Raw genomic sequence first — 23,990 nt, forward strand, 5'->3', positions numbered from 1 at the left:
TTAAATCTTAAGAAACTAATTGCCAATAGCTAAATACTTTAAGAAAATACTCGGGAATAAACCCAATACGATTATTGAAATGGTTAAAATTACCCCAATAACCAACATCGTCTTACTGTAATTCTCCTTGGGCTGAATTTCTTCTTCTTTATTTGATTTTAAGAAGGCGAAAAGAGGGATTTTAAAATAATAGAATAAGGATATCACTGAAGTTAATGCGCCAATGATTAATAACCATAAAAAGATTAAATCTGTGCTATTTTGATAGATTTCAAAGATACTGCTAAAAACCAATAGCTTTCCGACAAATCCCGCAGTAGGAGGGATTCCCACCAATGAAATACCCAGAATGGAAAAGCAAGTGAAAATAACAGGTAGTTTTTTACCCAATCCTGTATAGGAAGATAAGGAAGTGCTACCTAATTTTTGTTCCAATACATCAATAAAGGCAAAGCTTCCCAGGTTCATCAAAACATAGATGAAGATATAATAGAAGAGGATATCCTGCTGACCATTGGTATATCCAATAATGGCCATCAACAGAAAACCAGTATGTCCAATGGAGGAATAAGCCATCATCCTTTTGATATCTGTTTGTCGCAATGCAATCAGATTACCAAATAACATGGTCACGATGGCGACCACGGAAATAAACATAAAGGTTAATTCCGAGAAGAAGAATGGAGTACTGATCCAGGCTGCAGCCAATCGACTCATCAAGATAATCGCCGCTATTTTAGGAACCGTGGATAGAAATGCTGTTACTGGAGTCGCTGCTCCCTCATATACATCTGGTGCCCACAGGTGGAAGGGAACAAAACTTAATTTAAAACCTATCCCTGTAAAAACAAACAATAGGGCGATACTGCACATCACCTCTGGAGCAGCAATTAATCCTTGAATATGTCTCGGACTCGCAAAGTTTAAATCCCCTGTAAATCCATAAACCAATGAAAGACCATAGAGCATGACTGCTGAACAAGCAGATCCAAAGAGGGCATATTTCATTGCTGCCTCAGCCTGCTTCTTATTTTCTGAGAAATAGCCTACCATGATATAGGAACTTATGGAAACCATTTCAATGGCAATAAATGCCAATAACCAATGTGTGGTCATCGAAATCAGGTTCATCCCAATACCCGCAGCTAATAAAATACTATATAAATCGCCCTTCCGACGAGTAAATTCCCTTTGTTGGAAATATTGTTGAATAAATATTGCCGAAATAAATAGACCAAATGCAATGAAAAGCCTCGCAAAATAAGCGGTCTTATCAATGGTCAACATCCCATAGAAGCCGTAGTTTGCATAATCATGTTGGGAAAATAATATGACCGTAGACGCGATTATACTCAAAAGACTGATAAAGAAGGATGAATGCTTCCAATACTTATCAAAAAATAAGGTACTAGCGATACTCAATAGAAAACCAATGGACAGGGTTAACTCAACCTTGAACAAGGGTACCGATCGAATAATCTGATCTATATGGTCCGAAACTTGAAAAGCAAAATCGTTCATTTCCCTAAATCCCTACAAATATGCTGTAACCAAATCCAATAAACTCAACACGGAGTTGTTTAATACCCCAAAAACCAAGGATGGCATCACTCCTAATAATAAGGCTAATGCTAAAGTTGGAAATAAGATTATCTGTTCTCTTTTATTTAAATCCGTTAATTCGGCAACCCAGGTTTCTCCACCTTTTAATCGTGTTTGTCCAAAAAACATACGTTGTAAGGTCCAAAGGAAGTATGCCGCACTCATCAGAATTCCCAAGGATCCGAAAATAGCCATCCATCGTGGAATTCCAGTCTGCATACTTTCAGCATTAAAGGTCCCAATAATGACAAAGGCCTCACCGATAAACGCTGAAAACCCTGGTAAACCTAGTGAAGCAAAAAATGCAATCGCCACATAGGCTGTATATTTAGGCATAATGCTAGCCAATCCTCTAAAATTGTAGATATATCGGTCATGAACACGGTCATACAGGACTCCAACTAAGAAGAACAATGCTGCCGATAAAAATCCATGACTCAACATCTGAAACATAGCCCCAGAAATACCTTCCGCAGTCAGGGAGGATATTCCCAATAACACAAATCCCATATGTGAAACCGACGAATATGCAATTAATCGCTTCAAATCAGTTTGTGCCAAGGCATTCAGTGCACCATAAATTATGGATACCACACCTATCAATCCTAACCACCAATTGGCGTCTACCATAGCATCTGGAAAAATCCCCAAACAGATCCGAATCACACCGTATCCACCTATTTTTAATAAAATTCCGGCAAGGATAATCGAAACTGGTGTAGGTGCTTCTACGTGCGCATCAGGCAACCAGGTATGTAATGGGACAATAGGAATCTTGATGGCAAAGGCAATGAATAATACGATAAATCCTATCATCCTCGCTGGAATCCCTAATATCTCATTGGCATTCCCTATGAAATCAAAGAAGGATCCCGGAACATAATTCTCAGGATTCATCAAATATAACATATTGAAAGTATGTGCTCCGGTATGTGGGTTTTGAACCGAGAAATAAAGCCCAACAATAACCAATAACATAAATACTGATCCAAATAGTGTGTAGATAAAGAACTTGATCGCAGCATATTCCCTTCTTGCTCCACCCCAGATACCAATCAAAAAGTATAATGGAAGCAACATCACCTCGTAGAATACATAGAATAAGAAAAAGTCCAAAGCACAGAAAATACCCATTACTGCAGTATTCAAGAGCATCAACAAGGCAAAATATCCTTTTTTACTTTTCTCCATATTCCATGAGGCACCTACAGCCATCAACATGACAAAGGAACTCAGCAAGAGCAATGGCAATGAAAAACCATCTACGCCCAGGAAATAATCGATCTCCAATTTACCCATGGAGCCTAAACTCAGCCTAATCCATGGTAGTTGCTCCACATACTGATATGTGGAAACCTCATTAAAGGCTCCAGCAGATCCCTCGAAATTGGCGTATAAATAACCTGCCAATCCAAATTGAATCAAAGTGACCAGCAAAGCAATATATTTGAAGCTCTGTCCCAATCGGTTCGGAAGCAACAAAATGCCTGCAACAGCTAGCAAAGGCAAAAATATAAGTAAGGATAATGCACCCATCTTATTTTAATATCAAATAAATTATTCCAATTAATAATACCGTAAAGGCGAAACCTAAATAGTTCTGTAGCCTTCCGTTTTGTACCCATCTTAATAAATGTCCAATGTAATACGCCGTGCCAGCTATACTATTCACTAAACCATCAACCAGGTTCTTATCTATCCAAGCACTGAAATTTGCCAATCCTCTGGTTAGCCCTGCTAAGAAATTCACAAATCCATCTACAATATTTCGATCAATCCAATACAAGCCATTACTCAAACTCAACGTGCTATTCACGAACATTTTTTGATATCCTTCATTCAAATAACCTTGATTTAAGGATATTTCAATCCAGCTATTGTTCGGATTCAATGGGTATTTGTTCTTCACATACCAGTTCCATCCGATTACCCAAGAAATCGCCGATCCTAATGTTAATACCACCGGTAAAATCAAGTGTAAGGAATGCATCTCCGAAAACGGATATTGCACATTAAAACCAGCTAATATAAAGGAGTGATGGTAAGCCAATGGATTCCATGAAAACACGATGAATAAACAGCAAATCCCTAAAAAGATCATAGGGCCTATCATCGTTGAACCGGCTTCATGCAGGTGCGGTTTATCCAATTTAAGTTTAAACTCTCCAAAGAAAACCTTGAATATCAATCGACCAATATAAAATGCAGTTAGAATACTTACTATGGTTAAGGCAATTGGAATAATAAAATATACTCCAGCATGATGCGCAGCCCATTCAAAGGCAGAAATCAAGATTGCATCTTTCGATAGAAATCCAGAGGTCAGAGGAAACCCTGCCAATGCCAATGATGCGATTAACATCAAGATAAAGGTCTTCGGCATCCATTTTCTCAATCCCCCCATATTGTTGATATCCTGAGGGTCGAAGTCTAAATTATGGGCCTCTTTTAAATGCAGCATTTCATGAATGACAGCTCCTGCCGCCAAGAATAGTAAACATTTGAAAAAGGCATGTGTCGCAAGGTGAAACATGGCAGCATCCCATGCGCCTACACCTACAGCTACTACCATAAACCCTAATTGAGAAATCGTGGAAAAGGCCAAAATTCTTTTAATATCACGTTGCCCCAAGGCAAAATAAGCAGCAATAAATGCAGTGATTGTTCCAATGATAGCAATTACCAATAAGGCTGTTTCATTGAATAGTGGGAATACGGTACATAACAAAAATACCCCGGCAGCAACCATCGTTGCAGCATGAATCAAGGAAGAAACTGAAGTCGGACCTTCCATCGCATCAGGTAACCATACATGCAATGGAAATTGTGCCGATTTAGCCATCGCACCAACAAAGAAACATAAACCTGTAAAGGTCATCCAGCCAGATGGTATGTCAGTAGTCTGATAAAATAATCCTTCCTTACCAAATAACTCAACCAAGTTTAAACTTCCATAAAAGCTATATACCGAAGCAATTCCTAATAGAAATCCTAGGTCTCCAATCCGGTTGATGATAAAGGCTTTCTTGTTTGCTTGTACAGCAGATTCTCGCGTAAACCAAAAACCAATCAATAGATAGGATGCAAAACCAACCAACTCCCAAAAGATATACATCATAAAGAGATTGTTGGAAATCGTTAATCCCAACATCGCAAAACAAAAGAGACTTAAATACATCCAATAACGATGGATGCCGGGGTCTCCTTTCATGTATGACCGCGAATAGATATGAACAGGTAATGCAATCACACATACGATCAATTGCATAAGAACCGTCAGGTTATTTAATAAAATACCTATGGTGAAATTATGTGTACCTATCGTGAACCAGGAATAATTCGATGAGATAGGCTCTGAACGCCAGATTTCCATAAAAACAAAAACCACCGAAAACAGGCTGCTTAGGATTATGGAGGCTAAGGCAATATTTCCAGACTGATCCCGCTTACCCAAAATAGCCTGCGCCAAAAACGCAAGTAATGGAAGTACTAAGACAATAATACTTCCCAGGATAGGTGATATGTTTAATAAATCCCCCATCAGTCTCTTAAGTCTGTAATATTATCAGGGTTAATACTCTTATATTTTCTATAAAGATTTAGAATAATGGCTAAACCTACGGCAACGGATGCGGCAGCTAATACAATGGCAAATAATGCAAAAACTTGTCCGCTATAGTTGATTTTATCATACCTGCTGAATGCTACTAAATTCAGAATCGCTGCATTGATAATAAATTCTATTCCCACCAAAATCATGATCGCATTTCTCTTGGCTACAATAGCGTACAGTCCGATGCAAAATAAACATGCCGATACTACTAGAAAATGGGTCAAGGTAATCACTTCGGATCCTCCTTTCTGGAAAGATGAGCCGCCCCAATCAAAGCCGCTAATAGAAAAATGGAAATTACCTCAAACGGTAGAATATATTGGGTCATAAACTTTAAACCCAATTGATTGATGTTGTTGTCAGTGGATTTTAAAATGTTTCCACTTCTGATATTTTCCGTAATCCATTTTGGCGTATTCTCCTGCCATTCGATAATCCCATAGATCATAACGCCTAAGAATCCCAAACAGAGAATTAAGGTTTGCCAATTAGGTAGGGAAAGGAATTTACTCGATGTGTTTTGCAAATCGGCCAAAAGCTCCTTGTTGGACAGCATAAAAGCAAAAATCATTAAGATCAATACCCCACCAACATATACCATAATTTGGGTAATGGCAACAAAATCCGCTAAAGCAAAAATAAATAGTCCTGCCATTCCAAATAGAACAACGAAGAATAAGAATAAGGCTCTAGCTGTGTTTTTTAAGCTAACCACTAATAAGGCGGAGCCCAAGGTCAATGCTGCAAAGGCGTAAAAAATGGCTAACTCCATTATTTATTCTTTGCTGCCTCCTTCTCAGCTTGAAACTTCGTCCACTCTTCCTTACGTTTTTTGATCTCAGCATCCGACATCTCTGCGAATGAATAGGTCAAATCCGCAAGATTGCTGGTAACTACATCGTATTTATCGGTCATGGTAATACACTCCGTCGGACATACAACCGTACATAATCCACAGTACATACATTTTGCCATGTCGATATCAAACTCCGCAGCATATAATCTCTTTACCGATCCGTCTGAAGTTTTTCCTATCGCTTCAGGGGATTTAATGGCTTCTATAGTGATACAATCCACCGGACATGCCTTGGCACATAGATCACAGACTATACAATCGTCTATTTCTACATCCAATTGATACCGTGCAACCTCTGGAATAGGCATGGTTACTTTTGGATATTGAACCGTCGTCACTCCCGACTGCTCATCAAAATAATGATCTTTTTTGATGTCCAGCGATTGACGAGCCTTTCGGGCACTAAAAAGGTGCTTCACTGTTAAAGTAAGTCCTTTTAAGGCCGTTGCCACTCCTTGTATGGTCGTTTTTAAGATCAATTATATCATGATTAAAATTCGCCAAAGCCCCGATATTGCCATGCATACGAAAGCTAATGGAATCAATATTTTCCAACATAAAGTCATCAGCTGATCAGCCCGGAACCGTGGAAGGGTCCAACGTATCCAAATCTGAACGGCAACAATGAACAATGATTTTATCAAAGTCCATAATACGCCCCAAATTGGTCCCGTTGTCCAATCTGCCAATCGAACCGCACCAATATTTGGTAAAATGGTATTCCAGCCTCCTAAAAAGATAACCACGCCTAACATGGCTACCAAAAACATCATGGCATACTCCGCAAGAAATAAAAAGGCAAATCGAATGCCCCCATATTCTGTATGAAAACCGCCAATAAGCTCACTCTCAGCCTCTGGAATATCAAATGGTGCCCTATTACACTCCGCCAAGGAGGCAATGAAAAATATGGCATAACTGATCAATAGGTGTGGAGCCTGGAAAATATTCCAAGATAAAATCCCCCCAATGTCATTGACCTTCCAGAAACCTAAAAAGTATATATCTTGATCTGCCCAAATCCCTTGATTGAGGGCAATTTCATTAAGATTCAACGTTTGTGTGATCATCACAGCTGCGATCAACGATAATCCTACCGGTAATTCATAGGAGATCATCTGCGCGATGGCTCGAATAGATCCCAATAATGAATATTTATTGTTGGAACCCCAACCTGCCATTAATATCCCGATCGCATCAATGGAAACCACGGCCATAATAAAAAATAATCCGGTATGAGTATTGGACGGTAATAGATCAGGACCCCAAGGCACTACACTATAGCCAATAAATACTGCAACGAAAATAATAATCGGAGCGACAGCAAATAATATCTTATCCGATGCTGCTGGAGAAATAAATTCTTTCTGAAGTAATTTAAGGATATCTGCGATGGTTTGTAATAACCCGAATTTTCCTGTTTCCATCGGACCAAGACGATCCTGTACGAAACCTGCTATCTTACGCTCAGCATAGACTGCAAAAAGCGTAAACAAGGCAATAAACAAAAATATTGCTACAGGTGTTAGGATATTCAAGATTAAGCTGTCCAATCTTCTTTTTAGATTAATTCTTAATTAGCTACAAACATAAGGAAATACCATTAAATAAGCCATAACTAATATCATTTTGAACAGCATTCAGTGCAATTTTTTAAAATATTGTTATTTCCCACTTCCCTGGAATCCTTGCATGGTATTTGCATTATCTCATAAAATATATGATGGTACAATGGACAATCTGTTGAATTATCATTCTGTATTTTCCTGAAATCACCAATTATTGATATGGATTTTAAGGAATTTTAAAAATATTTTAAACCTTTTGAAATATTTTGGGTATTTATATAGTAGTTTAAACAATGTTATCTATGAAAAAATCTATTTTTAGTGTATTAGCAGTAATCACAATTTTATTTGCAGGATGTGCAGGAGCAAAGAAAACAACTGGGAACCAAAATCCTGACTTCGCTGAAATCACTGGAAACAAGTGGCGTTTAATTGAATTAAATGGTAAAAAAGTCCCTGAGAAATTAAATGGTAAAGAACCATTCTTAGTTTTTATGGCGGAAGAATCTCGCTATTCGGCTTCAGGTGGTTGTAATACCATGGGTGGTGAATATGTTATTGCAGGTACAAATCAGATATCTTTCAAACCAGGAATGTCAACAATGATGGCTTGTGAAGATATGGAAACAGATAAATTATTAGCTGAAGTATTCAAAACAACAAATAACTATTCGTTAGCAGATGGAATCTTATCGCTAAACGTTGGTCGTAGAATGCCATTGGCGAAATTCCAAAAAGTGGATGCAGAAGTGAGTCTGGAAGGAACTTGGGAATTAGATTATATCGCAAATTCATCGAAACCTTTCAATGAATTGTACCCTGATAAAAAACCTACCCTAATTTTTGATGCCGGTTCTACTAAAGTTTCTGGAAATGCAGGTTGTAATACCTTCAATTCTTCTGTAACAGTGAATGGTAAGAATATTAAATTCGGTCCGCTTGCTACTACAAGAATGGCATGTCCAGGTGAAGGCGAGCCATTATTCATTCAGTCTTTGCAAAAAGTGAATGTTCAAAGTGTAAATGATAACACCTTAACATTGATCGTAGGTGATATCGCAACCATGCGCTTCAAAAAAGTAAAATAAGACAACAATTATCTAGATAAACAAGGGCGATGTTTTTACAAACATCGCCCTTGTTATTTTATGGAATCTTCATTGGTTGGTTGATTCCTTTAGAGCTTTTGCTCTTTATATTTTATTTATATTCCAGCTTCCTCTTCTACCCAAAGGCCGTCGGATTTAATGATGTCAATCAACTCATCCAAAGCCTTGGCTGATGAAACGTTCCTTTTTACCACTTCTTTACCACGGTATAGAGTAATTTTATCGGGGCCTGCACCAACATATCCATAATCAGCATCCGCCATCTCCCCAGGACCATTGACGATACAACCCATAATACCGATTTTCAACCCTTTTAAATGATTTGTCCGGCTACGGATCATTTGAGTCGTTTCCTGAAGGTCAAATAAAGTTCTTCCACAACTTGGACAGGAAATATATTCTGTTTTTGAAATCCTGGATCTTGTCGCTTGAAGAATACCAAAGGATACCGAAGCAATCTTATCTGTCGGAGTGGCTACTGAATCCAACCAAATTCCTGAACCTAATCCATCAATCAATAAGGCTCCGAAATCAGTCGCCGCATATAATTGAATCTTCGAAATTGGTTCCTCCGGATTCATGATGTCACCAATAGGACCTGAAAAATCAGAAGCAGGATAACTCCTTTTTAATATGACCGGACAATCAATGCCAATTTCCTGCAGGTTAGCAAAAAACTGCCTTTGATCCGCCATTCCATGTAAATGATCCGTCTCTAAAATAAAAACTGTTGTTTTATCAATTTGAAGATTCGCAAATTCTTCCGACTCCAATTGATCATTGCTCACATAGATTAAATTCATGGCTGAATCTTTCAATTCAGCAGTGTTGAATTCCTCCATGCTATAAATGGGATGGATATTGATTTTATTTTCTAAACCTTTCCAGGTTTTGTAATTATACAATTGTTTTAAATTTCCTGGCATCGTAAAGGAAGGCAAGGAATCTCCTAAATAAACAAAATCAACAGATTGATCACCCATATGATACTTGTCAAGGATCGCATCGTATTTATAACCTACGTCTGAAAGAATAAAAGGATCTTTTAAATTTTTTGTCGATAGGTCAACAATGATTCTTGGGACCAATGATCCACCAATAAATGCATTTACTTCCTGTGAGGTATAGGGTTTCGTTTCTTGGGAAGGAGCAATCTTGATAATTTCTCTTTCCTTGGATTGTTCTAATTCCTTAACTCTTTTACTGTATCTGTTTACCAAGGCAATTGCAACTGGAGCCTCTTTTTCCGGTTCTTCCGTTAGTGAAACCCGAACGGTATCGCCTAAGCCATCTTCCAACAAGGTCCCAATTCCTACCGCTGATTTAATACGACCATCTTCACCATCACCAGCTTCGGTCACCCCAAGGTGTAATGGGTAGTTCATGTTTTCAGCAACCATTTTCTCAACCAATAGGCGATAGGCTTGCACCATCACCATCGGGTTGGAAGATTTCATGGAAACACAAAGGTTATAATAATTTAAATCTTCGCAGATCCGGATAAATTCCAATGCGGATTCAACCATGCCTTCAGGAGTATCTCCATAACGGCTCATGATCCGGTCGGAAAGTGAACCGTGGTTCGTACCAATCCGCATGGCTGTGCCATATTCCTTACAGATGTTTACCAATGGAGCGAATTTCTTGTAAATCCTATTCAACTCTCCTTGATATTCTGAATCTGTATAATCGATTTGATCGAATTTCTTTTTATCAGCGTAATTTCCTGGATTTACCCGCACTTTTTCGACGATTCTCGCGGCTACCTCAGCAGCATTAGGGGTAAAATGGATATCAGCAACCAAGGGTACAGTATAACCCCTTGCCCGAAGTTCTTTTTTAATATTCGCTAGGTTTTCAGCTTCCTTGATGCTAGGTGCGGTAATGCGTACATATTCACAGCCTGCATCCACCATCTTGATAGTTTGCTCCACCGAACCCATGGTATCCATGGTGTCAACCGTGGTCATACTCTGGATCCGAATCGGATTATTCCCGCCCATAGGGATATCCCCAATCTGTACCTCACGGGTAAAGAATCGTGAATATTCCGTCTTGCTGTTGCAATATCCCCCAGCTAATGTTGTCAGATGCTTACTTTCCATATCAAGGCAAAGTTAGCTAATTTTCAGATTTAGTATCGCAATATCGATAATGAATTTGCAGCACCCGCAACTTTGATATCATACTTATTGGTTTCTTGATCAAAATTCTTGCTCTTGCGGACATCGTCTATCACAACATCTACATCCTCGTATTTATTGTTGGAGAATAAAGCGTCAGTTTCTACTTGACAAGCAGCTCCTTTAGGTAAGTACAATATTACTTTTGATGCTGCGGTGTTTACCTCAATGTCACAAACACCATCAGAAGGCTTTGGAAGATGTAAATTCAAGGAACTAGCACCTGAATTTACTTCTAACTTTCCAATACGCATATGCTTGAAATCTCCAGTGATGGCAGCAGCACCAACATTGAACTCTAAATTCCAAACCGGTTTTGAGTTCAGCGCAACTTCGATCAAGCTGTTGTTGTATTTGTTGTTTTTCATCTTGCTGGTCAACTCCATGCTGACATTCTTTTCTCCCTTGCTTTGTAAGTTTAAGGAAGCAGTTGCCTGCGCAGTTTTGGCATCCAAGATCAAGCTTGAATCTTTCCCAGCGCTGAAATTGTATTTTGCTGCTCCACCATTGATCGTCAACTTTGCAGTTTCGGTATCTTCACTTAAGTCCTGTGAAACAACTTGCGTAAATGGACCTTCAATATCATCACCGGTATTCACTTCGATGTTTCCAAGACGGTCATAAAAAGTATCCTTGCTGGTAATTCCTTTGTAGAAAATAATTCCACATAGGATAATATTGGAAGCGATGACAATATATTTCGAATATGTTCTTCCTTGAAGCAAGAGACTTATACCTATCGACACCAATATTAAGGGCCATAAGTTAATAATGCCGTAGAAGTTGAAATCTATAACTTTCATGTTGTGTAGCAGAAAAACTAATCCTGCAAATACCAACCATATACCTGTTGCAATTTTATTGTTCATTGTTTGTTAGCTTTGTTGAACCAAAACTACTACGATAATACAAATTAATTAACGGAAAATAGGCTTGACTCTTCATTTTTTCGGTAAATGAATTAGTTTTGTCGGTGAAAAGATTCAATGAGAATTTGTATCTTGAACACGTCCAAAACATTTTGCTGGACCATTCGTTAGAAATATTGATTAAAAACAAAATATATAACAAAACCAACGTATGATATTTTATTATTTTGGTGAATATCTCTTGCTACTAAAAAAGGTTTTTCGGAAACCTGAGAAAATGAAGATTTATCTAAAGGAAATCTTCCATGAAATGACAGAGATAGGAGTGGGGTCGTTGGGCTTAATTGTGATTATTTCTACCTTTATTGGTGCGGTAATGACGATGCAAATTGCCTTTCAGTTGGTGTCTGACTTGATTCCAACCTCAGTAATTGGTCAAATTAACCGGGACTCCAATATTCTTGAATTAGGACCAACCATTTCTGGCTTGGTATTAATGGGTAAGGTAGGGTCTTCTATTTCCTCCCAAATCGGATCTATGCGCGTAACGGAACAAATTGATGCATTAGAAATCATGGGTATTAATGCTGCCGGATACCTGATCCTTCCTAAGATTATTGCCGGAATTATTATGGTACCTGCCTTGGTAATTTTTGCCATTGGCTGCGCCTTGATTGGCGGTCTTTTGGGTGGTGCATTATCCGGTGCTGTAACCCCTGATGATTATATCGAAGGGATCCGCGGTGGATTTAATGGCTTTACCATGGTGGTCGCAATGGTGAAAGCAACCGTATTCGGCTTTATTATCACCTCCGTTCCTGCTTATAAAGGGTTCTATGTGCGTGGTGGTGCATTGGAAGTAGGACAAGCCGGTACCAGAGCCGTGGTAATCGGTTGTATTTCTATTCTAGCATGTGACTATTTAATCACTGCTTTAATGTTGTAATTCTCTATGATCGAAATAACAAATATTCATAAATCTTTTGGCGATAATGTGGTGTTAGATGGTATTGATGCCATTTTTGAGCCCGGTAAAGTCAGCCAAATCATTGGTGGCTCCGGTTCTGGAAAAAGTACCCTGCTCAAGTGTATTGTCGGACTCCATCAACCAAACCAGGGAAAGGTGTTCTTCGATAAACAGGAATTCACCAAAATGGACTTTGAAGAGAAAGTGCCAATCCGGAAGGAAATTGGAATGCTCTTCCAAAACTCCGCCCTTTTCGACTCCATGACCGTTGAACAGAATATCGTCTTTACCCTGGATATGTTCACCGAAATGAGTAAAGGCGAAAAAATTGATCGTGCTAATTTCTGTCTTGAACGGGTAAACCTCGCTGGAAAAAATAAACTCTATCCTTCGGAATTATCGGGAGGGATGAAAAAAAGAGTCGGTATTGCTCGGGCAATAAGTATGAGCCCTAAATATCTGTTCTGTGATGAACCCAATTCCGGTCTCGATCCTGCAACATCCATCCTTATTGATGAACTTGTGCAAGACCTGACTGAAGAATATAAATGTACTACGGTCGTTGTAACCCATGATATGAACTCTGTAATGGGAATCGGCGATTATATTCTATTCCTCTACAAGGGGAAGAAGTATTGGGAAGGCTCCAATCAGGACATGTTAAAATCTGATAATAAAGAATTGAACGACTTTGTTTTTGCAAGCCCATTGATGAAAGCTGCTCGGAATACCTTGAAAAAAGATGAGTAATTCCTTTTTCTTTGAATTTCCTATCTTTGCAAAATAATTTTCATTAAATAAAGCATCTTGAACAACGATACCCAAATTCAACTCCTTACCCCACAACATTGGAAAGATTATGAACTAATCGACTGTGGAGATTTCGAAAAATTAGAACGTTTTGGTGAACTGATCCTAATTCGTCCTGAACCTCAGGCTGTATGGCCAAAGGCATTGGGGGATGCTGAATGGAATAAAAGGTACCATATCAAGTTCAAAGGTCGTTCGGCAACTTCTGGAGATTGGATGAAAAAAAATCCTAAAACCCCAGACCGCTGGCATATCCAGTATAAAAACGAGGATGCAGCCATAAAATTCAGACTTGGATTAACCTCTTTCAAACATGTTGGAATCTTCCCTGAACAAGCTGTCAATTGGGATTATATCTCAAATTCTGTAAAATCATTCAAGACTCCGAAACCTAAGGTATTAAACTTATTTGCCTATACTGGCGGTGCTTCTTTGATTGCAAAAGCTGCAGGTGCAGATACAACCCACGTTGACTCCATCAAACAGGTGGTAACCTGGGCTAATGAAAATCAAGAACTTTCGGGATTGACTGACATCCGTTGGGTGGTGGAAGATGCCTTGAAATTCGTGAAACGTGAACTGAAGCGTGGTAATACCTACAACGGAATTATTCTTGACCCTCCAGCTTACGGGCATGGTCCTAAAGGTGAAAAATGGAAACTTGAAGACCATATCATGGAGATGATGCGTGATGTCGTTCAATTACTGGATCCAAAGGAACACTTCCTTATCCTGAATACCTACTCATTAGGATTTTCATCCGTAATCGTTGAAAACCTGATCAGAACATCATTCCCACAAGTGGAAAACCTTGAAATCGGGGAATTATTTCTTCAAGCTACTGCTGGACCTAAACTTCCTTTAGGTGTCTTTGGGAAATTCCGAAAAATAGCAAAGTAAAATCTAAAAAATTATAAAGTAAAAAGCCATCGATTGATGGCTTTTTTGTTGTTCATAGGTAGGTTTTATTTATTACACATTTTAAAGGGCACATTCATCCGATTTAAGTTCAAGAAATGCTCCTGCGATTTTCCATAGCACCTGACACAGAAAACTGTATTGCAGGAGCGTTTTCACTATTTAGACCTAAACCTTTAATCTCTTTCATTGTTGCCACGCTTCCTCCATCCACACTACAATCTATCCAATTCAACCCCTACAAAACCCATATCTCCCTAACCCACAAAGCATGCAACCTTAATGTCCGCAAATAACAAAACATTCCGCACCTAAAAAGTAATAGTAAGCAAAGAGAAAATATGATATTGGTCACAACGTTGATAAATCAGATGTGAGATATTAGATGTGAGATTTGAGAAACCTGCAGCAAGAAAATAGAATGGACATTAAAGTTTAAAAGCAATCCACTTTATTCTGGGACTGACCTTTCTACTATCTCATGTCACATATCTCAAATCTCAAATCTTGCTTTAGCCAAAAACAATCGTCCTATTCCCATGCAGCATCACTCTATCCTCTGCTAGGAGTTGGATAGCGCTGCTGAGGACTGCTTTTTCGATTTCGGTACCTGCTGTGCGCATGTTTTGAACATCGTAGCTGTGGTCGATGGATTTTGTGTTTTGAACGATGATGGGTCCTTCATCCAGGTCGTCGGTGACAAAGTGCGCGGTCGCGCCGATGATTTTTACACCGCGGTCATGAGCTTGTTTGTAGGGATTGGCTCCGATGAAGGCAGGTAAGAAGGAATGATGGATATTGATTAACTGTCCTCTGAATTTGGAAACAAAGTTGGGCGACAGGATCCGCATAAATTTCGCAAGGATGATATAATCTGGAGAATAGCTGGAAATCACTTCGGCTAGCTCTTCTTCAAACTGTTCCTTGCTCTTGTCCAAATGGCTGACATAGTGAAATGGGAGATCGAATTTCTCGGTGAACTCCTGTAAATTATCGTAGTTGCCAATAACGGCCACTACTTCCGCAGGCATGGTGTTGAAATAATTCCTAACCAGAATATCCGCCAAACAATGATGCTCCTTGGTGACCAAAACCACAAGTCTTTTTCTTTGATTCGGATTAACCATCACCTGGCTGTTTGCTGGTAACCTTGCCGTCAAGGCCTGATGAAGAACCTCCGTATTGTAAAGTTCCCCCGCACAGACTACACGTACAAAGAATTTCTTATTGGCCTCATCCACAAATTCGCGCATGGTGACAATATTGAGCTCCTGCTCCGCCAAAACATTTGAAATAATGGCAACAAGTCCAACGGCATCCGTACACTGGATGAGAATTAAGGTTTGCGTATTCATGTAGGTTAGGTTGTAAAAAATGGGAGGAGAAATCCTCCTCCCCAATATGTTATACGGCTTCTTGAACCGCGTCTACCAAATCCTCCTCGGTAGATTCTTCTTTTGAATTGACCATGTCATCCTCCGTATCCAACTCAACACGTAAGTTGTTTACAATATGAACCTGACGGTCTGGGGTATTCTTACCCATATAATATTCCAACAATTGTGGAAGCTTATTGTCTTTTGATAGGATAACAGGTTCCAATCGGATATTCTCACCGATGAACATGCCAAATTCCGATGGCGAAATCTCACCCAATCCTTTGAATCGTGTGATCTCTGGTTTGCTACCCAATTTGTTGATCGCATTTACACGCTCCTCATCCGAATAACAATAGATGGTTTCCTTCTTATTACGGACCCTGAATAATGGCGTTTGCAGAATTGAAACATGTCCTGCTTTTACAAGCTCAGGGAAAAATTGCAAGAAGAAAGTCATCAAGAGTAGACGAATGTGCATTCCATCCACATCGGCATCGGTTGCTATTACGATATTATTGTACCGCAGTCCTTCGATACCGTCTTCAATATTCAAAGCATGTTGCAATAGGTTGAATTCCTCATTCTCATAAACGATTTTCTTGGTCAAGCCATACGAGTTCAAAGGTTTCCCTTTTAAACTAAAGACTGCTTGGGTTTGAACATCCCTTGATTTAGTAATCGACCCGGATGCAGAATCCCCCTCGGTGATAAATAAGGTTGTCTCTAGGTTACGCTCATGCTTATCACTGAAGTGAACCTTGCAATCTCTTAGTTTTCTATTATGCAAGGAAGCTTTCTTCGCTCTTTCATTTGCTAACTTCTTAATTCCGGCAATATCCTTACGCTCGCGCTCAGATTGAAGGATTCTTTTCTGTAAAGCCTCCGCTGTTGCTGGATTTTTATGCAAGTAATCATCCAATGCCTTTTTTACAAAGTCATTGATGAAGGTACGAACCGTCGGACCATCAGGACCAATATTGGTCGATCCTAATTTAGTCTTGGTTTGTGATTCGAAAACCGGTTCCTGTACTTTGATGGCAATCGCTCCGATGATGGAGGCACGTACATCCGAAGCGTCAAATTCTTTTTTGTAGAACTCACGAATGGTTTTTACAACCGCTTCACGGAATGCCGCCTGATGGGTACCACCTTGGGTAGTATGCTGGCCATTTACAAAGGAATAATATTCTTCCCCATATTGCTGCCCATGGGTCATGGCAATCTCTATATCTTCACCACGTAGATGAATGATCGGATAACGCATACTTTCCGTATCGACGTTGCGCTCCAATAAATCTTTTAATCCATTCTCAGAAATAAAACGCTGACCATTGAAGTTTATCGTTAGTCCTGAGTTTAAGAAAACATAATTCCAGATCATGTTTTCCACAAATTCCAAGCGATATTTATAGTTTCGGAAAATGGAGTCATCTGGATAGAAGGTTACAGAAGTACCATTCCGTTGTGTAGTATCCTTTTGTTCATCCGATACCAGTTCACCTTTACTGAATTGTGCAATACGAGTAACGTTTTGTCGATAGGATTGAACCGAGAACTGATTAGATAGGGCGTTGACTGCTTTTGTACCAACACCATTCAGACCTACTGATTTTTGGAAGGCCTTACTATCATACTTACCACCGGTATTGATCTTGGAAACAACATCCACAACCGACCCGATTGGAATACCACGGCCATAATCGCGTACCGTCACTTTATTTTCATTAACAGTAATATCAATGATCTTTCCGGCGCCCATCACAAACTCATCGATGGAGTTATCGACTACCTCCTTCAATAATACATATATACCATCATCATAGGCGGATCCATCGCCCAACTTCCCTATATACATCCCCGGACGTAGTCGGATATGCTCCTTCCAGTCTAAGGACCGTATGCTATCTTCGTTATATGTTGTCATAATGCTCTTCGATATTCTTGAACCATCGCAAAAATATAAAAAAGTTAATCGACTTTTGCACAACACTTTTGCACATTTAATTCAACAATCGGCTTTTATTGGTTAGAAATGTTGAATAAACACTCAAATTATTGCCATTAAGAACTTATTCCCGAGGACAATCCTGACCCACTTTTCCACAATGATGTTGAAATTTAGCCTGTTTCACCTGAAAATAAGCTATTTATCTCTTGATTCGTAGCTTGTTGGACTGTGTTTTTATTGGAGAAAATCATGAATTAATATAGCCTACTTTTTCTAAAAAAGACCTGAAATATATAGAGAATAATTAGGCGTTTTATCGGACCTTCTCCGGACCTTCTTCGGATGTCCGTCGGATCTTGTTCGAAATTTTGCGAAGAAGGTCCGGCGGAATTCCGACGGAAATCCGAAAGTTCTCCGGGAGAAATAATAGGTTGATCAAAATTTTTCTCTTACTAATCCTGAAGAAGCAGGTAGTGTTAATTTTTCCTAGCGGTAGATCCTTAGGTTTAGGCAAAATAAAAAGGGAGGTTTAGCACAAACCTCCCTTTTATGGTATTTAAAATATTTTTAGATTCCTCTACCGAAATCGTCCTGTACACGTACGATATCGTCCTCATCTGATGGATTTGCAGCATCCGTATGTTGCCAGATTTCAGCAACCACGCCGTATGATCCTAGTCCTACGAGACGGTGTCTTTCACCTTGTGATAAACGGATAGATTCACCTTCTTTTAAAATCTTTAATTCATGCTCCTCATCAGTAGGGCTTGTTACAACGCCAACTTCACCGCGAATAACTCTCCAAATTTCGGCTCTACGGTGGTGATACTGCCATGATAAGCGCTTATTTGGTCCTACAATCAATACTTTAGGGCTTAATTTTCCTGAAATTTTTAACTCTTGAACATTTAATCCCTCAAAGTAAGCGTCGGCAAACTCCTGTGCCTGATCCTCGTTGATCACAAAAAATCCACCCCAAGGTCTATTCTGATCTTCACTCTCAATCTTGAATCCCTTGCTAGTCAATTTATTTGATATCTCTTGAAATAGTTCGCTTTTATCTATATATGTCATGGTTACGATGTTTACTTACGTGAAGATAATATAACTTTTGTATTAAAACAAGCCTATAAAAAAGTCTAACAAATGATTTCCCTTATATTTGCAGGATAACAAAAATCTTCATGTCACAAGCATTCGATACTCAAAACGATATTTTTGCCAAAGCCGTTGCGTTCGTCAATCAAACGCAGCAACCCATTTTCTTGACAGGAAAAGCAGGAACCGGGAAGACCACCTTTTTAAAGTTCATTCGCGAGAATAGCTATAAGAAAATGGCCATTACCGCACCTACGGGGGTCGCTGCCATGAATGCCGGCGGTACAACCTTGCATGCCTTATTTTGGTTGCCCTTTGGTGTCTTTATCGAAGATTATCCCCTGCAATGGGAAGATAAAGACCAGTTTATCTACAATAAACATCGATTGTTTAGCACCATTAAATTAACCAAGAATAGAAGGGCCATCCTACAGGAGCTTGAACTCTTGGTGATTGATGAGGTTTCCATGGTTCGTGCGGACACCTTGGATGCCATCGACGTTATTTTAAAAAGTGTGCGTAGGGATATGCGTCCTTTCGGAGGGGTTCAGGTGCTGTTCATCGGCGACTTATACCAATTGCCACCGGTTGTGCAAGATCGAGAATGGCAGGTCCTTCGCGATTATTATTCCAGTGTATTTTTCTTCGATGCCAAAGTGTTCAAGCAACAACCTCCGATCCTGATCGAGTTGCAAAAGATTTATAGACAGCAAGATTCTGCTTTCATCGATATTCTGAATAAAATCCGGAATAATGAAACGGCACAAACCGATTTGGATGCCTTGAATGAGCATTATAAGCCAGATTTTACGCCGCCTGAAGGGGAACAATACATCACTTTAACCTCGCATAATCGCCTGGCTGATCAAATCAATCAGCAGAAATTGGAAAGTTTGGAGACCAAGCTACACCAGATCAAATCCATCGTAAAAGATGAATTTCAAAATGGCTTATTTCCCGCGGAAGAGGTTTTGAGCCTGCGCATAGGAGCACAAGTCATGTTTATCAAAAATGATGTGGGTGATGAAAGAAGATATTTCAATGGAAAGATTGGAACCGTCAAGGATATACAGATTGATAAGCATAAGGTAATTGTTTCCTTTCCCAATGGGGAAGAGGATGTGGAAGTGAAAAGGGAAACCTGGGAGAATATCCGCTATTCCTACAACAAAGGGGATGATAAAATTGAAGAAGAGGTATTGGGGACTTTTTCACAGTTTCCTCTGCGGTTGGCATGGGCGATCACCATCCATAAAAGTCAGGGATTGACTTTTGACAAGGCAATTATTGATGCTGGAACCTCCTTTGCGGCTGGTCAGGTCTATGTTGCCTTGAGTAGGTTGACCGGCTTGGAAGGTTTGGTATTACGTTCCAGGGTGCCTTCTTATGCTATTCGAACCGATTTCCAGGTGGTCAGCTTTATGAAGCAAATGGAGGCTATGGGCGATCTTGATCCGATCTTACAGGAAGCGCAAAAGCGATACTTAGGTCAGATCTTATTGCAAAGTTTCCGTTGGACAAATCTCTGTGATGAAATCGAAGCCTTAATCCTCGAACAGGAAGGAAAGAAAATTGAAGGCAAGGAAGAAGCGGTGGTATTTCTGAAGGATCTATTAGGTAAACTCAAAGCACAAGAGCAGGTTGCCAATAAATTTATTACGCAATTATATAAAATGTTGGCTCAGTCGGAGATTGATTATGAAAAGATCTGCGAACGTTCCAATGCTGCGGTCAGTTGGTTTATTCCGACCTTCAGCAAGGAATGTCTGGAACCGATGGAGAAGCATATTGAGGAATGGAAAATTAAGAAGAGAACCAAAAAATATATTTCCAGTTTGAAGAGTATCTTGTTGGATTTCAAAAGGAAGCATGAACAATTGAAACATAGCCAGACCATTGCAGAAGCCTTGAATAAATCTTCGGATGAATTGACTGAGGAGTTGTTGAAATGGAATAAGCCCAAGGAAAATCTGGAGAAGGAAGTAGAAGAGAAGGAGAAGGATACGAAGCAGATTTCATTGGATATGTTTATGGACGGGATGGATATCGAGGAGATTGCAACCAAGCGAGATATGGTCATTGGGACCATTTATGGTCACTTGATTAATTTCATTGGGTCTGATATTGAGGCGACAGATTTGATGGCTGAAGAAGAGCTTCAGCGGATAGTGAAAGTGCTGAAGGAACATCCGGAAGCTTCGGCAACGGAGGTGAGAACCATCATGGATTCGAAGGTTGATTATCCACAGATCAGGATTGCGCAAAAGTATTTAGAGGTTCAGTAGTTGTTACGAAAAATTATTCAACAGGGCCATTAATTTGTGTTTTTCAAATTATTAGCTAGAAAGATTGAAAAATATTCCTCAAAACAAACAGCCTATTCAGATTTAATTATCTTTGTTTCTTTACACATCTACAGGATATTGAAGGAAAGCAAGCCAAATAAGAAGGTCAACAAATGGTTGGTGTTTACCTCCATGCCATTTCAAATGGGGGTAACGATCTATGTTTTTTATTGGTTAGGGACCTGGTTAGATGAGAAATATGCTGTGGAAGGGGAATGGTGGATGAAAGGATTGACCATGTTTGGGGTTGTACTTTCCCTATATCAATTTATTAAACAAGTAAATTATATCAATAAAAATGAATAGATACCTGCTTTTATTACTCGTTCTGATTGGGGTTTCGGCCATTAGTTTTGGAATACACTACGCGGTTTTGAAGATGAATCATCATGATCATTGGTGGATCGGATCAGGCTATAGTTTGGAAGGTATGTACACCTTTGGAGCGATTGCATCGGTAGTGATGGTTTTGATTTTATTGATCATTGATTATGCGATGCCGGTGCAGGTAGGATTTGCATTTTTAGTGGGCATGACCCTTAAAGCGGTGGGCAGTTATGTGTACATCCATGAGGGCATAAATTTATTGGAAAATGATTTTATTGAATTAAATTTTTTGGTGGTATTTTTTGTTTATTTACTGTTTGATGCCTTCGCTGCATATTATATTGTAAATCAACAAGAAACAGCGAATAAAAACTAAATTTTTAAAAAGTTTGAACAAATCTGAATTTATGCCAAATAAAATTGTAATTTTGCGCAAAATTTGTCATAATTCAACATTATTTTAAAATGGTGAGTCTTAAGAAAGTACTTTTATTATTTGCGGTAATTTTGTTTACTGTTAATCCCTTCCGTTCAGTTGCTCAAGAGGCACACTCTCATGGTGAAACATCTAGTTCTGAGGAGATTGAAGCTCATATTCAACACCACTTAAAGGATGATTATTACTTCAATTTCTTTACTGATTCCAAGACTGGAAAGAATTATGGCTTCCCATTACCAGTTATTTTGATCGATGGTGGGTTGAAGGTATTTTCGTCAGGTGAATTTGACCACGGTAAAAAAGTGGTTTATAAAGAAGGAAATTATTACAAATTATACCATGGCAAAATCTACAAAACAGATGCTGCAGGTACGATTACTTATGATGATAAACATCACCCAACCAACGCTAAACCTTGGGATTTCTCCATTACGAAGAATGTTTTCGGTTTGATGTTGGCGGCTTTATTGTTGTTTATCGGCTTTATGAGCTTAGCAAAAACTTATAAAAATGGTTCAAACGTAGTTCCAAAAGGAATTGGACGTGCATTGGAGCCATTAGTTTTATACGTAAGAGATGAGATGGCGATTCCTAACATTGGACATCGTTATAAAGAATTTATGCCATACTTGTTATCGGTATTCTTCTTGATTTTCTTATTAAATATTTTAGGATTGACGCCACTAGGCTTAAACGTAACTGGAAATATCTCTGTTACATTGTGTTTGGCGTTATTCACATTTGTGATTACCAACTTCAAAGCAAATAAAGATTACTGGAAGCACATTTTCTGGATGCCAGGTGTTCCTGTAATTTTCAAGTTTGTCTTAGCACCAATTGAGGTATTAGGATTGTTTACTAAGCCTTTTTCCTTGATGGTACGTTTATTTGCTAACATTACTGCAGGTCACACGGTAGTAATGGGATTGATTGCTGTTGTTTATTTGTTGCAACACCAATTGACGGTAGTAGGATCGGTGAGTGTATCAGTACTTCTAACCTTATTATTATTCTTATTAGAATTATTGGTAGCATTCTTACAAGCGTTTATCTTTACGATGTTATCGTCCTTATTTATTGGGATGGCAGTCGAAGAACATTCGCATCATTAATCGAATTTTTTGTTAAATTTTTAAATATAAAATTGTTATGATTCCAAATTTAGTAGGAGCAGGTTTGATCGTTATCGGAGCTGGTTTAGGTTTAGGTAAAATCGGTGGTTCAGCAATGGAAGCTATCGCTCGTCAACCAGAAGCAGCATCTAAAATCCAAACAGCGATGATCATCATCGGTGCCTTATTGGAAGGTTTAGCATTCGGTGCTCTTCTATTAGGTAAATAAGCTTAGCTTATTCAAAAAACAATAAATACAACTTGCAACGGTTGGTTGCAAGTTGTGTTTATCAAAAGACAAAAAATTTAAATTCAAAAATATAATAACGTAAATAAATGGACGCTTTAATTCATGATTTTTCATTCGGGTTATTTTTCTGGCAACTGATCATTCTTTTGATCGTTATCTTTTTGTTGGGAAAATTTGCTTGGAAACCGATTGTAAATGCTTTAGAGGAACGCGAAAAAGGCATCACTGATGCTTTGGCTTCTGCAGAGAAAGCTAAATTGGAAATGGCACGTTTGACAAATGAGAACGAGAATTTGTTGAAAAAAGCTCGTGAGGAGCGCGATGTTATCTTAAAAGAAGCAAAGCAATTGAAAGATAAAATCGTTGCAGAGGCGAAAGAAGTTGCCCAAGTGGAAGGATCTAAATTGATCGAGCAAGCAAAACGCGAGATTGAAGATCAAAAATTAAAAGCTTTGGCAGAGGTTAAGAATCAAGTTTCAACCTTATCTTTAGATATCGCACGTAAAGTTTTAACCAAAGAATTCGAAGACCAAGGCAAGCAAGAAGCTTTAGTAGCTGACTTGATGAAAGATGTTAAATTAAACTAATTGGTTACCG

General features: G+C 38.9%; 22 protein-coding genes. 10 read left to right on the forward strand and 12 right to left on the reverse strand.

Annotated elements, in window-relative coordinates; all coding sequences use genetic code 11:
- Positions 1-15: 15 nt before the first annotated feature.
- Genes ACF3OC_RS03360 through nuoH form a run of 7 tightly spaced genes read right to left on the reverse strand, consistent with a single transcriptional unit; the run spans position 16 to position 7,624 of the window.
- A complete protein-coding gene (locus ACF3OC_RS03360) occupies positions 16-1,521 on the reverse strand; it encodes an NADH-quinone oxidoreductase subunit N (RefSeq protein WP_094280138.1) in 1,506 nt (501 codons plus the stop codon).
- Positions 1,522-1,533: 12 nt separating this feature from the next.
- On the reverse strand, positions 1,534-3,138 hold the full coding sequence (locus ACF3OC_RS03365; protein WP_094280137.1) for a NuoM family protein: 1,605 nt from the start codon (positions 3,136-3,138) through the stop codon (positions 1,534-1,536).
- Between the two features lies 1 nt (position 3,139).
- The gene (gene nuoL / locus ACF3OC_RS03370) at positions 3,140-5,143 is read right to left on the reverse strand and encodes an NADH-quinone oxidoreductase subunit L (protein ID WP_094280136.1); all 2,004 of its coding nucleotides are present in this window, start codon (positions 5,141-5,143) and stop codon (positions 3,140-3,142) included.
- The gene (nuoK, locus tag ACF3OC_RS03375) at positions 5,143-5,448 is read right to left on the reverse strand and encodes an NADH-quinone oxidoreductase subunit NuoK (RefSeq protein ID WP_094255337.1); all 306 of its coding nucleotides are present in this window, start codon (positions 5,446-5,448) and stop codon (positions 5,143-5,145) included. The genes nuoL and nuoK overlap by 1 nt, the downstream gene beginning before the upstream one ends.
- Positions 5,445-5,987 (reverse strand): NADH-quinone oxidoreductase subunit J, encoded by a 543-nt coding sequence (locus tag ACF3OC_RS03380; RefSeq protein WP_094255336.1) that lies wholly within the window; start codon positions 5,985-5,987, stop codon positions 5,445-5,447. Before ACF3OC_RS03380 ends, nuoK begins: the two co-directional genes overlap by 4 nt.
- A complete protein-coding gene (locus tag ACF3OC_RS03385; protein ID WP_094280321.1) occupies positions 5,987-6,547 on the reverse strand; it encodes a 4Fe-4S binding protein in 561 nt (186 codons plus the stop codon). The genes ACF3OC_RS03380 and ACF3OC_RS03385 overlap by 1 nt, the downstream gene beginning before the upstream one ends.
- A gap of 3 nt (positions 6,548-6,550) precedes the next feature.
- Entirely contained in the window at positions 6,551-7,624 is a 1,074-nt protein-coding gene (gene nuoH, locus ACF3OC_RS03390; RefSeq protein ID WP_094280135.1) for an NADH-quinone oxidoreductase subunit NuoH, read from the reverse strand.
- A 317-nt stretch (positions 7,625-7,941) separates the two neighbouring features.
- On the opposite strand from nuoH, the gene ACF3OC_RS03395 reads away from it, so the two are divergent.
- Positions 7,942-8,727, forward strand: coding sequence for an META domain-containing protein (locus tag ACF3OC_RS03395; protein ID WP_179221424.1), 786 nt, complete (start codon positions 7,942-7,944; stop codon positions 8,725-8,727).
- Between the two features lie 116 nt (positions 8,728-8,843).
- On the opposite strand, the gene ispG is transcribed toward ACF3OC_RS03395, so the two are convergent.
- Together ispG and ACF3OC_RS03405 are read right to left on the reverse strand one after the other, a co-directional pair.
- Positions 8,844-10,853: a (E)-4-hydroxy-3-methylbut-2-enyl-diphosphate synthase gene (gene ispG / locus ACF3OC_RS03400; RefSeq protein ID WP_094280133.1), complete on the reverse strand. Its 2,010-nt coding sequence runs from the start codon at positions 10,851-10,853 to the stop codon at positions 8,844-8,846.
- A 29-nt stretch (positions 10,854-10,882) separates the two neighbouring features.
- Positions 10,883-11,800, reverse strand: a complete 918-nt coding sequence (locus ACF3OC_RS03405; RefSeq protein ID WP_094280132.1) for a LiaI-LiaF-like domain-containing protein — start codon at positions 11,798-11,800, stop codon at positions 10,883-10,885.
- Positions 11,801-12,011: 211 nt separating this feature from the next.
- Between ACF3OC_RS03405 and ACF3OC_RS03410 the strand changes: the two genes are divergently transcribed.
- The 3 genes from ACF3OC_RS03410 to ACF3OC_RS03420 are packed head-to-tail and all read left to right on the forward strand — an operon-like array spanning position 12,012 to position 14,477.
- Positions 12,012-12,746, forward strand: a complete 735-nt coding sequence (locus ACF3OC_RS03410; protein WP_094255331.1) for an ABC transporter permease — start codon at positions 12,012-12,014, stop codon at positions 12,744-12,746.
- A 6-nt stretch (positions 12,747-12,752) separates the two neighbouring features.
- Positions 12,753-13,517, forward strand: coding sequence for an ABC transporter ATP-binding protein (locus ACF3OC_RS03415; RefSeq protein WP_094255330.1), 765 nt, complete (start codon positions 12,753-12,755; stop codon positions 13,515-13,517).
- Positions 13,518-13,571: 54 nt separating this feature from the next.
- Entirely contained in the window at positions 13,572-14,477 is a 906-nt protein-coding gene (locus ACF3OC_RS03420; protein ID WP_094255329.1) for a class I SAM-dependent methyltransferase, read from the forward strand.
- A 530-nt stretch (positions 14,478-15,007) separates the two neighbouring features.
- Here ACF3OC_RS03420 and purU read toward each other — a convergent pair.
- The 3 genes from purU to ACF3OC_RS03435 form a co-directional block, all read right to left on the reverse strand.
- A complete protein-coding gene (gene purU / locus ACF3OC_RS03425; protein ID WP_306427037.1) occupies positions 15,008-15,895 on the reverse strand; it encodes a formyltetrahydrofolate deformylase in 888 nt (295 codons plus the stop codon).
- 4 nt (positions 15,896-15,899) lie between these two features.
- Positions 15,900-17,798 carry a DNA topoisomerase IV subunit B gene (locus tag ACF3OC_RS03430; RefSeq protein ID WP_094255327.1) on the reverse strand — a complete coding sequence of 633 codons (1,899 nt, stop codon included), beginning with the start codon at positions 17,796-17,798 and terminating at the stop codon, positions 15,900-15,902.
- A 591-nt stretch (positions 17,799-18,389) separates the two neighbouring features.
- Entirely contained in the window at positions 18,390-18,896 is a 507-nt protein-coding gene (locus tag ACF3OC_RS03435) for a phosphoheptose isomerase (RefSeq protein WP_094255326.1), read from the reverse strand.
- A 110-nt stretch (positions 18,897-19,006) separates the two neighbouring features.
- Here ACF3OC_RS03435 and ACF3OC_RS03440 point away from each other — a divergent pair, with 110 nt between their 5' ends.
- The 6 genes from ACF3OC_RS03440 to ACF3OC_RS03465 all read left to right on the forward strand — a co-directional run bounded on the left by ACF3OC_RS03440 (position 19,007) and on the right by ACF3OC_RS03465 (position 23,980).
- Positions 19,007-21,205 carry a helix-turn-helix domain-containing protein gene (locus ACF3OC_RS03440; RefSeq protein WP_094280130.1) on the forward strand — a complete coding sequence of 733 codons (2,199 nt, stop codon included), beginning with the start codon at positions 19,007-19,009 and terminating at the stop codon, positions 21,203-21,205.
- A gap of 36 nt (positions 21,206-21,241) precedes the next feature.
- Positions 21,242-21,571 carry an AtpZ/AtpI family protein gene (locus tag ACF3OC_RS03445; protein WP_229678224.1) on the forward strand — a complete coding sequence of 110 codons (330 nt, stop codon included), beginning with the start codon at positions 21,242-21,244 and terminating at the stop codon, positions 21,569-21,571.
- Positions 21,564-21,968 (forward strand): hypothetical protein, encoded by a 405-nt coding sequence (locus ACF3OC_RS03450; protein WP_094255324.1) that lies wholly within the window; start codon positions 21,564-21,566, stop codon positions 21,966-21,968. The genes ACF3OC_RS03445 and ACF3OC_RS03450 overlap by 8 nt, the downstream gene beginning before the upstream one ends.
- An 89-nt stretch (positions 21,969-22,057) precedes the next feature.
- Positions 22,058-23,143, forward strand: coding sequence for a F0F1 ATP synthase subunit A (gene atpB, locus ACF3OC_RS03455; protein WP_094280129.1), 1,086 nt, complete (start codon positions 22,058-22,060; stop codon positions 23,141-23,143).
- 37 nt (positions 23,144-23,180) lie between these two features.
- Positions 23,181-23,372 (forward strand): ATP synthase F0 subunit C, encoded by a 192-nt coding sequence (atpE, locus tag ACF3OC_RS03460; protein ID WP_093098685.1) that lies wholly within the window; start codon positions 23,181-23,183, stop codon positions 23,370-23,372.
- Positions 23,373-23,479: 107 nt separating this feature from the next.
- The gene (locus tag ACF3OC_RS03465; RefSeq protein ID WP_094255322.1) at positions 23,480-23,980 is read left to right on the forward strand and encodes a F0F1 ATP synthase subunit B; all 501 of its coding nucleotides are present in this window, start codon (positions 23,480-23,482) and stop codon (positions 23,978-23,980) included.
- Positions 23,981-23,990 lie beyond the last annotated feature (10 nt).

Origin of the sequence: Sphingobacterium cellulitidis, from assembly GCF_043187465.1 — a bacterium.
Taxonomy (GTDB): Bacteria; Bacteroidota; Bacteroidia; order Sphingobacteriales; family Sphingobacteriaceae; genus Sphingobacterium; species Sphingobacterium cellulitidis.

Coding starts and splice junctions, on each gene's coding strand:
- ACF3OC_RS03360 (WP_094280138.1), bottom strand. CDS start 1,521: ATGAACGATTTTGCTTTTCAAGTTTCGGACCATATAGATCAGATTATT.
- ACF3OC_RS03365 (WP_094280137.1), bottom strand. CDS start 3,138: ATGGGTGCATTATCCTTACTTATATTTTTGCCTTTGCTAGCTGTTGCA.
- nuoL (WP_094280136.1), bottom strand. CDS start 5,143: ATGGGGGATTTATTAAACATATCACCTATCCTGGGAAGTATTATTGTC.
- ACF3OC_RS03380 (WP_094255336.1), bottom strand. CDS start 5,987: ATGGAGTTAGCCATTTTTTACGCCTTTGCAGCATTGACCTTGGGCTCC.
- ACF3OC_RS03395 (WP_179221424.1), top strand. CDS start 7,942: ATGAAAAAATCTATTTTTAGTGTATTAGCAGTAATCACAATTTTATTT.
- ispG (WP_094280133.1), bottom strand. CDS start 10,853: ATGGAAAGTAAGCATCTGACAACATTAGCTGGGGGATATTGCAACAGC.
- ACF3OC_RS03405 (WP_094280132.1), bottom strand. CDS start 11,800: ATGAACAATAAAATTGCAACAGGTATATGGTTGGTATTTGCAGGATTA.
- ACF3OC_RS03410 (WP_094255331.1), top strand. CDS start 12,012: ATGATATTTTATTATTTTGGTGAATATCTCTTGCTACTAAAAAAGGTT.
- ACF3OC_RS03415 (WP_094255330.1), top strand. CDS start 12,753: ATGATCGAAATAACAAATATTCATAAATCTTTTGGCGATAATGTGGTG.
- ACF3OC_RS03430 (WP_094255327.1), bottom strand. CDS start 17,798: ATGACAACATATAACGAAGATAGCATACGGTCCTTAGACTGGAAGGAG.
- ACF3OC_RS03435 (WP_094255326.1), bottom strand. CDS start 18,896: ATGACATATATAGATAAAAGCGAACTATTTCAAGAGATATCAAATAAA.
- ACF3OC_RS03440 (WP_094280130.1), top strand. CDS start 19,007: ATGTCACAAGCATTCGATACTCAAAACGATATTTTTGCCAAAGCCGTT.
- ACF3OC_RS03450 (WP_094255324.1), top strand. CDS start 21,564: ATGAATAGATACCTGCTTTTATTACTCGTTCTGATTGGGGTTTCGGCC.
- atpB (WP_094280129.1), top strand. CDS start 22,058: ATGGTGAGTCTTAAGAAAGTACTTTTATTATTTGCGGTAATTTTGTTT.
- atpE (WP_093098685.1), top strand. CDS start 23,181: ATGATTCCAAATTTAGTAGGAGCAGGTTTGATCGTTATCGGAGCTGGT.
- ACF3OC_RS03465 (WP_094255322.1), top strand. CDS start 23,480: ATGGACGCTTTAATTCATGATTTTTCATTCGGGTTATTTTTCTGGCAA.